Origin of the sequence: Comamonas sp. 26 (assembly GCF_002754475.1) — a bacterium.
In the GTDB taxonomy this organism is placed as follows: Bacteria; Pseudomonadota; Gammaproteobacteria; order Burkholderiales; family Burkholderiaceae_C; genus Comamonas.
Genome location: NZ_PEFL01000001.1, coordinates 1779141 through 1792190 on the forward strand (window position 1 = coordinate 1779141; position 13050 = coordinate 1792190).

14 protein-coding genes are annotated in these 13050 nt (G+C 58.4%); 3 read left to right on the forward strand and 11 right to left on the reverse strand.

Annotation, left to right across the window (positions count from 1 at the left end; genetic code table 11):
* Positions 1 to 68: 68 nt before the first annotated feature.
* The 7 genes from CLU84_RS08250 to guaB all read right to left on the reverse strand — a co-directional run bounded on the left by CLU84_RS08250 (position 69) and on the right by guaB (position 6775).
* Entirely contained in the window at positions 69 to 377 is a 309-nt protein-coding gene (locus CLU84_RS08250; protein ID WP_099736780.1) for a hypothetical protein, read from the reverse strand.
* 223 nt (positions 378 to 600) lie between these two features.
* Positions 601 to 1830, reverse strand: coding sequence for a site-specific integrase (locus tag CLU84_RS08255; RefSeq protein ID WP_099737940.1), 1230 nt, complete (start codon positions 1828 to 1830; stop codon positions 601 to 603).
* 310 nt (positions 1831 to 2140) lie between these two features.
* Positions 2141 to 3757: a glutamine-hydrolyzing GMP synthase gene (gene guaA / locus CLU84_RS08260; protein WP_099736781.1), complete on the reverse strand. Its 1617-nt coding sequence runs from the start codon at positions 3755 to 3757 to the stop codon at positions 2141 to 2143.
* Positions 3758 to 3789: 32 nt separating this feature from the next.
* Complete coding sequence (locus tag CLU84_RS08265; protein WP_099736782.1) at positions 3790 to 4230, reverse strand: type II toxin-antitoxin system VapC family toxin; 441 nt, start codon at positions 4228 to 4230, stop codon at positions 3790 to 3792.
* Entirely contained in the window at positions 4227 to 4487 is a 261-nt protein-coding gene (locus tag CLU84_RS08270; protein WP_099736783.1) for a type II toxin-antitoxin system Phd/YefM family antitoxin, read from the reverse strand. Before CLU84_RS08270 ends, CLU84_RS08265 begins: the two co-directional genes overlap by 4 nt.
* Positions 4488 to 4778: 291 nt before the next feature.
* Positions 4779 to 5231, reverse strand: a complete 453-nt coding sequence (locus CLU84_RS08275) for a DIP1984 family protein (protein ID WP_099736784.1) — start codon at positions 5229 to 5231, stop codon at positions 4779 to 4781.
* Positions 5232 to 5299: 68 nt separating this feature from the next.
* Positions 5300 to 6775 (reverse strand): IMP dehydrogenase, encoded by a 1476-nt coding sequence (gene guaB, locus CLU84_RS08280; protein ID WP_099736785.1) that lies wholly within the window; start codon positions 6773 to 6775, stop codon positions 5300 to 5302.
* 98 nt (positions 6776 to 6873) lie between these two features.
* On the opposite strand from guaB, the gene CLU84_RS08285 reads away from it, so the two are divergent.
* Positions 6874 to 7392 (forward strand): DUF4124 domain-containing protein, encoded by a 519-nt coding sequence (locus CLU84_RS08285; protein WP_099736786.1) that lies wholly within the window; start codon positions 6874 to 6876, stop codon positions 7390 to 7392.
* 62 nt (positions 7393 to 7454) lie between these two features.
* Here CLU84_RS08285 and CLU84_RS08290 read toward each other — a convergent pair whose 3' ends face one another.
* Entirely contained in the window at positions 7455 to 7808 is a 354-nt protein-coding gene (locus CLU84_RS08290; protein WP_099736787.1) for an RnfH family protein, read from the reverse strand.
* Positions 7801 to 8253, reverse strand: coding sequence for a type II toxin-antitoxin system RatA family toxin (locus CLU84_RS08295; protein WP_099736788.1), 453 nt, complete (start codon positions 8251 to 8253; stop codon positions 7801 to 7803). Before CLU84_RS08295 ends, CLU84_RS08290 begins: the two co-directional genes overlap by 8 nt.
* Before the next feature lie 159 nt (positions 8254 to 8412).
* Here CLU84_RS08295 and smpB point away from each other — a divergent pair, with 159 nt between their 5' ends.
* The gene (gene smpB / locus CLU84_RS08300) at positions 8413 to 8886 is read left to right on the forward strand and encodes an SsrA-binding protein SmpB (RefSeq protein WP_099736789.1); all 474 of its coding nucleotides are present in this window, start codon (positions 8413 to 8415) and stop codon (positions 8884 to 8886) included.
* 72 nt (positions 8887 to 8958) lie between these two features.
* On the opposite strand, the gene CLU84_RS08305 is transcribed toward smpB, so the two are convergent.
* The gene (locus CLU84_RS08305; RefSeq protein WP_099736790.1) at positions 8959 to 9252 is read right to left on the reverse strand and encodes a hypothetical protein; all 294 of its coding nucleotides are present in this window, start codon (positions 9250 to 9252) and stop codon (positions 8959 to 8961) included.
* Positions 9253 to 9461: 209 nt separating this feature from the next.
* On the opposite strand from CLU84_RS08305, the gene alaS reads away from it, so the two are divergent.
* Entirely contained in the window at positions 9462 to 12086 is a 2625-nt protein-coding gene (gene alaS / locus CLU84_RS08310; protein WP_099736791.1) for an alanine--tRNA ligase, read from the forward strand.
* Positions 12087 to 12292: 206 nt separating this feature from the next.
* Here alaS and trmB read toward each other — a convergent pair whose 3' ends face one another.
* On the reverse strand, positions 12293 to 13039 hold the full coding sequence (gene trmB, locus CLU84_RS08315; protein WP_099736792.1) for a tRNA (guanosine(46)-N7)-methyltransferase TrmB: 747 nt from the start codon (positions 13037 to 13039) through the stop codon (positions 12293 to 12295).
* Positions 13040 to 13050 lie beyond the last annotated feature (11 nt).

Here is a 13050-nt window from a genome sequence, read left to right on the forward strand (position 1 = left end):
TGGCGCCCCTTGGCGCGGCGGCGGGTGTCTATGCCGACAGCCGGACCACCATATCCCGTCGCTGCGCCCTAGCGGCAGGAGACATTGCGCCAGTTGAATTTTCCGTCGTTAAAAAACTCTGTCCATACCGACATGACGGGGGCCTTGCGGTAAGAAAACGTAATCTGGTTAGGGATCTTTGACCCCAGTGCAGCGGGCTGGCCGTTTTTGTCAAAAACCTGGACGATGAAGAGCGTTAAGTCTTCACTGCCGTTAGTGTTGAGTACGACGCGGTAGGACTGGGTGAAGAGATCCCAGTCTTGCACTTTGGCGACATAGGTATGCAGGCGAACGAACGCGCGGTTGGCGTTCTTGGCGGCGGGGTTGATGCTTCTCATGATGACGCTCCCTGTTGCAGAACCACTTGCCGCAGAACCTGCGAGCTCACATTCTTTTGCATTTGAGCGATGTTGTATCAATTGAGTTGCATGGTGTGTAGACGCTCACGGCTTGCCCATTTCCTTGCTTGATACGGCTGGAGTGCGCTTGCATGAAGTGCAAAGAAGTCAATTTGTCGGTGCAGCTGTCATCTTTTGGTGATGTTGTGAACACACGAACAACTTATCTATGAAGAGCGTTTTGATAAATGTGGGGGCTTGGAGAGGGGGAGGTCCAGCTGTCGATCATGTTGGCCCAGTCTTGCAGCATGGCTTTGCGTTGATCGCGGTATTCGGCCTTGTTGTAGACGGCGCGAACGCCTTTTTGCTCGTGGGCGAGGGTTTTCTCAATCCAGTCGGAGTTGTAGCCAGCTTCATGCAGGATGGTGGAGCCGGTGCGCCGCAAGTCGTGCGGGCCGAATTTGGCAAGCGCGTGGCCGTCTTTTTGCGCGTATTCCCAGCACAGGGTCATGACGCGGTTCAGCGTGGCTGAACTCATGGGCCTGTGGGTTTCGTAGCGGCTGGGGAAGACATAGTCCGAGCCGCCGGCAAACATTTTGAGCGCTGTCAGCAGGTCAATGGCCTGCTGGGCCAAAAAGACGATGTGAGGGCGGCGGGCCTTCATTCTTGCTGCTGGAATGGTGAGCGTGCCGTCGGTGAAGTTCACATCCGCCCATTTGGCATTGGTGAGCTCGCCTTTGCGCAGCAAGGTCAGCAGCAGCAGTTTGCAGGCCGCGCGAATGCTGGGCGTGGTGCCTACTTTCTCAAGGCCGCGGTAGAACAGCCCGATTTCTTCTTTGGAGAGGGCGCGGTCTTTGGGCTCGAAGGTGGCAATGGTGCTGGGTGCGACTTCTTCGGCAGGGTTGCTGACCTTCTGGCCGCGCTCGATGGCGTAGCGAAAGATCATCAGAATGATCTCGCGTGCGTGGATGGCGGTGGCTGGTGCGCCACGGGCCACGATGGCATCGGCCATGCTGCGCACGTCTTCGCCCGAGATCTCGCGTAGCTGGAGCTTGCCAAAGCGTGTCTGCACCTCGCGCTCATAGACAGATCGGCGCATGTCGCGGGTGCTGTCTGCCATCTTGTGGCCCTTGAGCCATTTGATGCCCCATTCGCCCAAGGTGCCGGCCGACACCTCTCGGGCTTTGGTGCGAATCTTTTCACGCGCCGGGCTCACACCCTCTTGAACCAGCTTCTTGGCGAGCAGCTGTTTGGCGCGTGCCTCGGCAAGCGTGATTCCGCCGATACCATACGCGCCGATGGTGAGCGTTTCCTGGCGATTGTTGATCTTATAGTTGTAGCGGAAACTTATTGTGCCGCTTGGGGTTACGGCCACATAGAGGCCATCGCGGTCGGTGACTTTGTAGAGCTTGCCGGTGGCTTTGAGTGAGCGGATTTTGGTGTCGGTGAGCACGGGATGGCCTCTTTTCATGCTGGCGATACCATGCGCAAAAAAAGTCCATTTTCAGGCATGGTATCTTCATTGAAATCAATGACTTAGATGAATTCCGTACCATGCGCTCCTGATAAAGCGATTGAATGGTATCGGTGAGGCGGATGGTATGAGGCCGGTGCCGTACCATGCAAAGTACCAATAAATCTCGTCGACTCCATGCGACCGGCTAGTTCCGGATAAAGCCCAACCAAAATGAAAAAAGCCCGCGAAATCGCGGGCTTACATGAGAAAAAAGTCTAAAGGTCGCGAGTTGCTTCGCGACGTGCTTTTATTCCCACTCGATGGTCGCTGGAGGCTTGGTGCTCACATCGTAAGTTACGCGGTTGATGCCTCGTACTTCGTTGATGATGCGGCCGGACACCTTCTTGAGCAGGCCGTAAGGCAGCTCAGCCCAGTCGGCAGTCATGAAGTCGCTGGTGACCACGGCGCGCAGTGCCACGACGTAGTCGTAGGTGCGGCCGTCGCCCATCACGCCCACGCTCTTGACGGGCAGGAACACGGTGAACGCCTGGCTGGTCAGTTCGTACCAGCTCTTGCCAGTGGCTTCGTCGATCCAGTTGTTCAGCTCTTCGATGAAGATGGCGTCGGCACGGCGCAGCAGGTCGGCGTATTCCTTCTTCACTTCACCCAGAATGCGCACGCCCAGGCCTGGGCCGGGGAAGGGGTGGCGGTAGACCATGCCACGGGGCAGGCCCAGGGCCACACCCAGTTCGCGCACTTCGTCCTTGAACAAGTCGCGCAGGGGTTCCAGCAGCTTCAGGCCCAGTTGCTCAGGCAGGCCACCCACGTTGTGGTGGCTCTTGATGACCACAGCTTTCTTGGATTTAGCACCGCCGGATTCGATCACGTCGGGGTAAATCGTGCCCTGGGCCAGGAAGGTTGCGCCCTTGCTGCCGGCGTTGGCCGCCTTGAGCTTGGAGGCTTCGGCCTTGAACACATCGACAAACAGGCCGCCGATGATCTTGCGCTTGGCTTCGGGCTCGTTCACGCCGGCCAGCTTGCCCAGGAACAGGTCGGCAGCATCGACGCGGATGACCTTGGCGTGCAGCTTGCCTTCAAACATATCCATGACCGCATCGCCTTCGTTCAGGCGCAGCAGGCCGTGATCGACGAACACGCAGGTCAGCTGGTCGCCAATGGCGCGGTGGATCAGCGCCGCTGCGACGGAGGAATCCACGCCACCGGACAGGCCCAGAATCACTTCTTCGTCACCCACTTGCTCGCGGATCTTGGCAACGGCTTCTTCGATGTAGTCACCCATGATCCAGTCGGCTTGCGTGCCGCAGATGTCTTTGACAAAGCGGTTGAGCATGGCTGCGCCCTGCACAGTGTGCGTGACTTCGGGGTGGAACTGCACGGCGTAGTAGCTGCGTGCTTCGTCGGCCATGCCGGCGATGGGGCACGATGGTGTGGATGCCATGACCTTGAAGCCGGGTGGCAGCTCGGTGACCTTGTCGCCGTGGCTCATCCAGACCTTGAGCATGCCGTGACCTTCAGCCGTCGCGAAGTCTTCAATACCTTCCAGCAGCTTGGTGTGGCCATGGGCGCGCACTTCTGCGTAGCCGAATTCGCGGGTGTTGGAGCCTTCGACCTTGCCGCCCAGCTGGGTGGCCATGGTCTGCATACCGTAGCAAATGCCCAGCACGGGCAGGTTCAGCTCGAACACGGCGTCAGGCGCGCGGTCGTCCACTTCGTAGACCGAAGCGTGGCTGCCGGACAGGATAATGCCCTTGAGCTTGCCGTCGGCGGCGAATTCGCGCACCCAGTCGCTGCTCACATCGCAGGGATGCACTTCGCAGTACACATTGGCTTCGCGCACGCGGCGGGCAATCAGTTGGGTGACTTGCGAGCCGAAGTCCAGAATGAGAATCTTGTCGTGTTGCATGGTATTCAAGGGCAAGAGGGTGACAAAAGGGATCAGAAATTTTCCGGTGCCAGCAACTGCACGCCGCTTTTGCGGGCAGCAGCCATCTGGGCTGAGTCGAAAGTGGCTAAGGGCAGGCGCAGCGACTGCGCCAGCCACAGATAAGCGGCGTCGTAGGTGGGCAGGCCGGTGACCAGTGCTACATCCAGCACCGCTTTGTGCTGGGCGGGGGCCAGGTCGTGCAGCTCTACGCGGTGGCGAATGGCTTCCAGTACGCCCCACAGGCCTTCAACCGAGCTTTGCGGGATGCGGCCATTATTCACGCCCGAGGCAATCAGGTTGCCGCATTCCCACTGCCAGACGTTGGGGGAATGAGGATCCACTTCATCGCGGCGGATGCGGGTGTAGAGGCGCTGGGTGTGAACGCTAGCGTCATCAGGCAGCAGCCAGGCAGCGGTGACGGATGCATCAAGAATGAAAGCGCTGGCGCTCATGCCTGACACCGGCCGGTGTGACGCAGACTTGCTACGGAATCAGTAGCTGCTTGCGCTTTGACTGTCTTCTGTAGAGCCGAAATCTGTTCTAACTCGCGGGCGATCTGCTCATCGGTAATGACGGGCTTGCGGCGTACGGGCAGCATGCGCACGACTTCTTTGCCGTGACGCGTGATGCGCACTTCCTCGCCTTGCTCGACCATTTCGATCAGGGCGGAGAACCGTGTTTTCGCTTCGTAGATGCCGACGGATTGCATGGAGTGGAAATTGAAAAGTCTGGGCCGATATTTGAATCAGACCAGATTTTAACACTCTGACTAGAAATAAAAATTCTGGTCAAAATGTTGTGGGTAAGGTGAGCGCTGCGTCAGTGCAAGGTAGTGCGGGGTAAGGTCTGACAGGTATGTAGTAAGCAGTAAGGGGCTGAATAGTCAGGTGGTTTTAGCACCAGCGTTGCCCGCCACGCTTTACATGAGAGACCAGCTTGTTTTCGACCTCCTGGCCTCACCGAGGTCTTTGCACTCGCCCGCAGCGCTCAAAAACTCAATCTAAATCTCGATCTGCCAGTTGGCCGCTTGAACGGTAACATTCACTTCGCGAATCTTGCGCGACAAATCATCGGCCTGCTTTTGCAGGTTGGCTACATCGATTTGGGCAATCCATTTGATTTCGCGCTGGCTGTAGCGGTCTACGTCTTTGTGGGTGGCCGCGATGGTGGCGGTCAACAGTGAATGCCGCGCAATCAAGGTATCGCGCAGTGCTAGTACATCGGCAAGCAGGCGGCCATCTGCCAGTCGGGTGGATTCGTTGGCGGTGTTGATGGTGCGCACCAGTTTTTGCTGTTCTTCAAGCGCTGACGTTGCTTCGGCCAGCAAGTCTTCCACTTTTTCCTTGGGCGTTTCGCCCTCTTGCACGATGGCATTGCGGTTGATGCGCTCGCGCAGCGAGGCCAGCTTTTTATTCAGATCGGCTCTGAGCAACAAGGCTTCGGCAAGTTTCATTGTGCCTCCTTAAAAAACAATAGCAGGGTAGGCAATGCCGACCCTGCTATGACTTGTCAACCGATCAATCAGTCAGCGCGGTAGTTAGGCGCTTCCTTGGTGATCTGCACATCATGCACGTGAGATTCACGGATGCCGGCGGAAGTGATTTCCACAAACTCGGCCTTCTCGTTCATTTCGGCAATCGTTGCGCAACCGCAGTAGCCCATGGAGGCGCGCACGCCGCCAGCCATTTGGTACACGATGGAAACCATGGAGCCTTTGTAGGGCACGCGGCCTTCGATGCCTTCGGGAACCAGCTTGTCGGCATTGGGGTTGCCGGTGGACGATTCCTGGAAGTAGCGGTCGGCGGAGCCTTGCTGCATGGCACCGATGGAGCCCATGCCGCGGTAGCTCTTGTACGAACGGCCCTGGTACAGAATCACTTCACCGGGAGCTTCTTCGGTGCCTGCGAACATGCCGCCCATCATGATGGTGGATGCGCCAGCGGCCAGAGCCTTGGAGATGTCGCCGGAGAAGCGGATGCCGCCGTCACCGATCAGGGGCACGCCCGTGCCCTTCAGGGCTTGAGCCACGCCATCGATGGCCATGATCTGGGGCACGCCTACACCGGCCACGATACGGGTGGTGCATATCGAGCCTGGGCCGATACCGACCTTGACGGCGTCAGCGCCTGCTTCGACCAGAGCCAGAGCTGCAGCGCCGGTGGCAATGTTGCCGCCGATCACGTCTACTTGTGGGTAGTTTTGCTTGACCCAGCGCACGCGATCAATCACGCCCTTGCTGTGACCGTGGGCAGTGTCCACCACCAGCGCATCCACGCCGGCCTTGACCAGCAGGTCCACACGTTCCTCGGTGCCAGCGCCCACGCCGACAGCAGCGGCTACGCGCAGGCGGCCAGCGGCATCGCGCGCAGCGTTGGGGAAGGTGGTTTGCTTGTTGATGTCCTTGACGGTGATCAGGCCCTTGAGTTCAAAGGCATCGTTCACCACCAGAATACGTTCGAGCTTGTGCTTGTTAAGCAGCGCCTTGGCTTCAGCGGGCGTGGTGCCGTCTTTTTCATTGACGGTAATCAGCTTCTCGCGGGGTGTCATGATCTGGCTGACCTTGACGTCGTAGCGCGTTTCAAAGCGCACGTCGCGGCTGGTCACAATGCCAACCACCTTGCCGCCGTCACACACGGGAAAGCCCGAGATACCGCGCTCTTCAGACAGCTGCAATACTTGCAGCACAGTGTGTTCGGGGGTGATGACTACGGGGTCGTGCACTACACCGGATTCGTGGCGCTTGACCTTGGACACTTCAGCGGCTTGTTGCTCGGCTGTCATGTTCTTGTGGATCACGCCAATACCGCCTTCTTGCGCAATGGCAATGGCCAGGCGAGCTTCCGTCACCGTGTCCATGGCGGCAGACACCAGGGGCAGGTTCAGGCGAATATTGCGAGTGAATTGGGTGGCGAGAGTAACGTCCTTGGGCAGGACTTCGGAGTAGGCTGGGACGAGCAGAACGTCGTCGAAGGTCAGTGCTTTTCCGAGAAGGCGCATTGTGAAGGCTCCAAAAGAAAGATTGTAGCTGTGACTTGCCGCACAATGCAGGCTCGTGGCCCAGAACCCCTAACCACTGCCCAAGACTTATTGACTCCATGAATATCACCAAGATCGCTTTGTTTGCTGCCATTAGCTGCTGCTCGGTTTCCGCTATGGCCCAGTGGCAATGGATTGATGGACAGGGTCGCAAAGTGTTCAGCGACAGGGCGCCACCCGCCGAAATTCCTGCCAAGAATGTGCTTCGCAGCCCCAGTGGTGCATCTTTGTCTAAAGCGACTGCTGCAGCTGAAGCGGCACCTGCTCCATCAGTGCTTGCCAAGCCTGCGGCCGATAAAGGCGTAGACAAGGGCCTTGAAGAGCAAAAGCGCAAACAGGAAGAGCAGGAAGCGGCCAAGGCTCAAGCAGAAAAAGTCAAAAAGCAAAAGGCACGCGTTGAGAACTGCAACCGTGCCAAGCAGGCCAAGGCGACGCTGACGTCGGGGCGCATGCTTTCAAACGTCAATGCGAATGGCGAACGTGGGTTCATGGATGAAGCATCGCGTGAAACTGAGGTCAAGCGTGCTGATTCTGTGATCGCTTCTGAATGCGGGCCCGCGCCAGAGAGCGATCAGTAAGTTTCGAGAGATGCAATGCAAGAAGCGCCTGTTGAAGGCGCTTCTTTTTTTGTAGCTATTACCTAATACCCAGCCTTGGCTCCGGGCCTCTGACGCTTGAAAAGACCGCTGCTGCGTGCACCTTGGCGTGCAAAGCGTTCACGGCGCGCAACTTTGGGGTCCACTGTCAGAGGGCGGTAGATTTCAAGGCGGTCGCCGTGTTTCAGCAATTGTTCGGCACGCGCGGTCTTTCCCCAGATGCCGATCATGGCCGGGGCGAGTTGATCAAGGTTTACTGCCAGCTCAGGCAATTTGGCGGCTTCAGCCAAGGCTTGTGCCACAGTGCTGCCCGCAGGCAGTTGCAGGCTGGCTTCATGCGTGGTGCCTGCTTTGGGGGATGTGCAGATGGTGATCTGCAAATGGGCCAGCTCAGCCATAGACTTGCTCGGCGCGTTTGATGAACGCGTCGACCATGGAGCCAGCGATGCGATCGAACACGGGGCCGATGATGGCGGCGACTGCGGCGTTGTCGAAACCGTAGTCCAGTTGCAGCTCTACCTTGCAGGCGCGCTGGGAGCCGTCGCCGACGGGGTGAAAGCGCCACTGGCCTTCAAGACGGGAGAAAGGACCTTTGACCAGTCGCATGGCAACCTGTTTGCCACCGCTGTCCATGGTACTGTTCGTGTTGCGCGTCACAAAAGATTTGCGTAGTCCGCTGAACGAGATGCCGACCTCGGCGGTCATGCCTGTGGAGTCCTGTTCCACAACCTTGGCATGATCGCACCAGGGCAGAAAATCGGCATAGTGGGCCACGTCCGTCACGAGGGCAAACATTTCTTCGGGGCTGTACCAGATCAGGACGGACTTGTTGACGTTTTTCATGAACAAAGAACAATCAGCATGGTGCAAGAGCAGGGAATTGGCGGTCGCCAATGTCCTCAGTGAGTCCATGCGAAACTAAAATCATCGCTCAGAGGCGAGACGGCAATCCAGTATTGTAGGGAGAGCTTTCATCTCCGGTCTGCCTGCAACTAATATTCCATGGCCAAGAAACCAGAAACATCGTCGCGCATTGCCGACAATAAAAAAGCAGCATTCAACTATTTCTTCGAGGAACGTCACGAGGCAGGAGTTGTCCTGCACGGCTGGGAAGTGAAGGCCTTGCGCGAAGGCAAGGTTCAGCTGACCGACGGCTATGTCCTCATCAAAGAGGGAGAGATGTACCTGCTGGGCTGCCAGATCAATCCGCTTAAAACGGCATCGACTCACGTCAATCCAGATAGCGCTCGCATTAAAAAGCTGCTGCTCAAAAAAGCGGATATCGAGCGCTTGACCATTAAAGTGGAGCAAAAAGGCTACACGCTGGTGCCCATCAACCTGCACTGGAAAAATGGTTATGTGAAGTGCGACATTGCGCTTGCCAAGGGCAAGGCAGAGCACGACAAGCGGGATGTGATCAAGGATCGCGAAGGCAAGCGCGAGGTTGAGCGCGCCTTGAAGAGCCGCAACCGTTGATGAAATATCAGCGCCTGCTCAACCGGATGAGGTCGGGCGATGATCACCTTCGCGATTTCATCGTCTCCCCGTTCAGGGGTTTGCGCCGTAGCGAGTCTTGAAATCAAATTCGAGTCGTTCGCAGTCCTGTGAGGACTTGAATTCATTCGTCTTGCGCTCCGCCTCAGGCTTGGCCGTCTGCTTCCAGCAGATTTTGATGGTTTCGTTGTCCGTCCAGCGCTGTGTGCTTTCTGGATCATCCATGAACTGGCCGACCAGCATCAGTGCGCCAAAAATGACGACGGGCAGGGCAATCATCCAGACCACAATGCGGTTTTTGGCGGGGGCGGCGGGCTTGCCGGCTTCGGTTTGGGGTGTATCGCTCATATGAAGGACTGATTATCCGCAAGCCGATGATGGCGGGATTAATGCAGCGCATGAAAAGTGCTGATTTGCCATAACGGCACACCGTCGCGCGGGACTGTAGTCGCAAACCTATAATGTTCGGCTGATTTGCCTGTGCGTGCAGCACTTGAAAAGTTGCACCGGGCCGTACTGATCGCAGGCGTCATGCAGGCGTCTTCATACAAAACACCATGAGCACACCCACTTTTTCCGTAGCGGACATCCGCAAGACGTTCCTGGATTTTTACGCTTCCAAGGGCCACGCCGTTGTCGCGTCCAGCTCGCTGGTTCCCGGCAATGACCCGACGCTGATGTTCACCAACTCGGGCATGGTGCAGTTCAAGGACGTGTTCCTCGGCACGGACAAGCGCCCCTACAACCGCGCCACGTCGGTGCAGGCCTGCCTGCGCGCTGGCGGCAAGCACAACGATCTGGAAAACGTGGGTTACACCGCGCGTCACCACACTTTCTTTGAAATGCTGGGCAACTGGTCCTTTGGCGATTACTTCAAGAAAGAGTCGATCGAGTGGGGCTGGGAGTTGTTGACCAAGGTCTTCGGCCTGCCTGCTGAAAAGCTGCTGGCCACCGTCTACTACGAAGACGATGAAGCCTATGACATCTGGAAGAACGTTATCGGTCTGCCTGCAGAGCGCATCATCCGCATTGCCGACAACAAGGGTGGCAAGTACAAGAGCGACAACTTCTGGATGATGGCCGACACCGGCCCATGCGGTCCTTGCTCGGAAATCTTCTACGACCACGGCGCACACATTGCCGGCGGCCCTCCCGGCTCGCCCGATGAAGACGGCGACCGCTTCATCGAGATCTGGAACCACGTGTTCATGCAGTTCGACATGAAGGAAGACGGCTCCATCGTCAAGCTGCCCGCACCTTGCGTGGACACCGGCATGGGTCTGGAGCGTCTGGCTGCCATCCTGCAGCACGTGCACAGCAACTATGAGATCGACCTGTTCCAGGCCTTGATCAAGGCCGCTGGCCGCGAGACGCACATTGAAGACCTGAGCACCCCATCGCTCAAGGTGATTGCCGACCACATTCGCGCAACCTCCTTCCTGGTGGCTGACGGCGTGATCCCTTCCAACGAAGGCCGTGGTTATGTGCAGCGCCGCATTATTCGCCGCGCGATTCGCCACGGCTACAAGCTGGGCCAGAAGACCCCGTTCTTCCACAAAATGGTGGCAGACCTGGTCGTGCAAATGGGCGATGCATACCCCAAGCTCAAGGAGCAAGAAGCGCATATCACCAGCGTGCTCAAGGCTGAAGAAGAGCGCTTCTTCGAGACTCTGGCCAACGGCATGGAAATTCTGGACAGCGCACTGGCGGGCGACGTCAAAGTGCTGCCCGGCGATGTGGCCTTCAAGCTGCACGACACCTACGGCTTCCCGCTCGACCTGTCCAACGACGTGGCGCGTGAGCGTGGCGTGAGTGTGGACGAGGCCGGTTTCAAGGCCGCCATGGAGCACCAGAAGAGCACGGCCCGTGCTGCCGGCAAGTTCAAGATGGACCGCGCGCTGGAATACACGGGCGATGCCAACATCTTTGTAGGCTACGAAAAGCTGGCTGAAGCTGCAAAAATCGTAGCGCTGTACGCAGATGGTGTAAGCGTGAACGAGCTGAAGGCTGGCCAGAACGGCGTAGTCGTGCTGGACACCACTCCTTTCTACGCTGAGTCCGGCGGTCAGGTGGGTGACCAGGGTGTGATCACGGCTGGCGCTGCGCGCTTTGCGGTGGAAGACACACTCAAGATCAAGGCTGATGTATTCGGCCACCACGGCCAGCTGGAGTCTGGCAGCCTGAAGGTGGGCGATGCCGTTGAGGCGCAAGTGGACACCGCCGTGCGCGCTGCCGTCATGCGCAACCACTCGGTCACCCACATCATGCACAAAGCCCTGCGCGAAGTGCTGGGCAGCCATGTGCAGCAAAAGGGCTCGCTGGTCAACGCTGACCGCACCCGTTTTGACTTTGCGCACAACAACCCCGTCACCGCAGAGCAGATCCTCGAAATTGAAGCCCGCGTGAACGCTGAAATTCTGGCCAACACCAGCACTGAAGCCCGCGTGATGGACATCGAAAGCGCTCAGCAGACCGGTGCCATGATGCTGTTCGGCGAAAAGTACGGCGAAACCGTGCGCGTGCTCGACATCGGCTCCAGCCGTGAACTGTGCGGCGGCACCCACGTGCACCGCACGGGCGACATTGGCCTGTTCAAGGTGGTGGGCGAATCTGGCGTGGCCGCTGGCGTGCGCCGTATTGAAGCCATCACCGGCATCAACGCGCTGGCCTATCTGCAGTCGCTGGAATCCACTGTGGATCAGGCTGCTGCAGCCTTCAAGGCACCTGCAGCCGAGCTGAACAACCGCATTGGCGGCGCTCTGGATCAGATCAAGGCGCTGGAAAAGGAAATCGCTGCGCTCAAGGGCAAGCTGGCTTCCAACCAAGGCGACGAACTGGCGACACAAGCGGCCGTGATCAACGGCGTGAAGGTTCTGGCTGCCAAGCTGGAAGGCGCTGACGCCAAGACCCTGCGCGACACCATGGACAAGCTTAAAGACAAGCTGGGTGCTGCCGTGATCGTGCTGGCTGCGGTGGATGGCGACAAGGTGCAACTGGCCGCAGGCGTGACCAAGGCTGAAACCGCCAAGGTCAAGGCCGGTGAGCTGGTGAACTTTGTGGCCCAGCAAGTGGGCGGCAAGGGCGGCGGCAAGCCTGATATGGCCATGGCCGGTGGTACAGACGCAGCGGCCGTGCCCGCAGCGCTGGCCAGCGTGCAAGCCTGGGTGACAGAGCGCCTGTAAGCGCGATGGAAAAGGCAGCGAAACTGCCTTGCCCCAAAGCAAAACGCTCCTCAATGAGGAGCGTTTTTATGCCCAGCATGCAATATGCCGCAGCGAGCCTCAACCAGCAACATCGAGCAAGGGCCGCCCCGCAGCGATGATGTTGTCCCCCTTCCATAGCGCGCAGCGCGTAGAGAAAGGGGGAAGGCGCAAAGCGCCTCAGGGGGTTACTTCTTCTTGAACACCAGATCCCAGACGCCATGACCCAGGCGAATGCCGCGGTTCTCAAACTTGGTCAGTGGGCGGTAGTCTGGCTTTTCAGCATAGGCTTCGGCCGTGTTTTGCAGTGTGGACTCGGCGCTCAGCACTTCCAGAATCTGCACCGCATAGGGCTCCCAGTCGGTAGCGCAGTGGATATAGCCACCGGGCTTGATACGGGCGGCCAGCTTGGCGATCAGTGGGCTCTGGATCAGGCGGCGCTTGTTGTGCTTCTTCTTGTGCCAGGGGTCGGGGAAAAAGATGTGCACGCCATCAATCGATGCTTCGGGCAGCATGTTGTCTATGACTTCCACGGCGTCGTGCTGCAGGATGCGGATGTTCGAGATATCTTGCTCGCCAATGCGCTTGAGCAGCGCGCCCACGCCGGGTTCGTGCACTTCGCAGCACAGGAAGTTGTCGTCGGGGCGCACGCGGGCGATATGGGCTGTGGCTTCACCCATGCCAAAGCCGATTTCAAGAATCAGCTTGCCATCGCGGCCATAAGCGGCAGCGGCGTCCAGAGGGGCTTGCTGGTATTGCAGCAAAAAGCGCGGGCCCAGGTCTTCAAAAGCCTTGGCTTGACCAGTGGTGGTGCGGCCGGCGCGGCGCACAAAGCTTTTGATGACCTTGGGGTAGGCCACGCCCTCAGGCGCCTGGCCCTGGTCTTTGGGCGCTGGTGCTGCAGAAGCGTCAGCGGCGGGCACGTTTTCGGCCATATCGGAGGTAG

Bases quoted from the DNA above. Each gene is read 5' to 3' on its own strand.
- CLU84_RS08270 (WP_099736783.1), bottom strand. From the start codon at position 4,487: ATGCAATCCGTCGGCATCTACGAAGCGAAAACACGGTTCTCCGCCCTG.
- smpB (WP_099736789.1), top strand. From the start codon at position 8,413: ATGGCCAAGAAACCAGAAACATCGTCGCGCATTGCCGACAATAAAAAA.
- CLU84_RS08295 (WP_099736788.1), bottom strand. From the start codon at position 8,253: ATGAAAAACGTCAACAAGTCCGTCCTGATCTGGTACAGCCCCGAAGAA.
- CLU84_RS08290 (WP_099736787.1), bottom strand. From the start codon at position 7,808: ATGGCTGAGCTGGCCCATTTGCAGATCACCATCTGCACATCCCCCAAA.
- CLU84_RS08250 (WP_099736780.1), bottom strand. From the start codon at position 377: ATGAGAAGCATCAACCCCGCCGCCAAGAACGCCAACCGCGCGTTCGTT.
- trmB (WP_099736792.1), bottom strand. From the start codon at position 13,039: ATGGCCGAAAACGTGCCCGCCGCTGACGCTTCTGCAGCACCAGCGCCC.
- CLU84_RS08285 (WP_099736786.1), top strand. From the start codon at position 6,874: ATGAATATCACCAAGATCGCTTTGTTTGCTGCCATTAGCTGCTGCTCG.
- alaS (WP_099736791.1), top strand. From the start codon at position 9,462: ATGAGCACACCCACTTTTTCCGTAGCGGACATCCGCAAGACGTTCCTG.
- CLU84_RS08275 (WP_099736784.1), bottom strand. From the start codon at position 5,231: ATGAAACTTGCCGAAGCCTTGTTGCTCAGAGCCGATCTGAATAAAAAG.
- CLU84_RS08305 (WP_099736790.1), bottom strand. From the start codon at position 9,252: ATGAGCGATACACCCCAAACCGAAGCCGGCAAGCCCGCCGCCCCCGCC.
- guaB (WP_099736785.1), bottom strand. From the start codon at position 6,775: ATGCGCCTTCTCGGAAAAGCACTGACCTTCGACGACGTTCTGCTCGTC.
- CLU84_RS08265 (WP_099736782.1), bottom strand. From the start codon at position 4,230: ATGAGCGCCAGCGCTTTCATTCTTGATGCATCCGTCACCGCTGCCTGG.
- guaA (WP_099736781.1), bottom strand. From the start codon at position 3,757: ATGCAACACGACAAGATTCTCATTCTGGACTTCGGCTCGCAAGTCACC.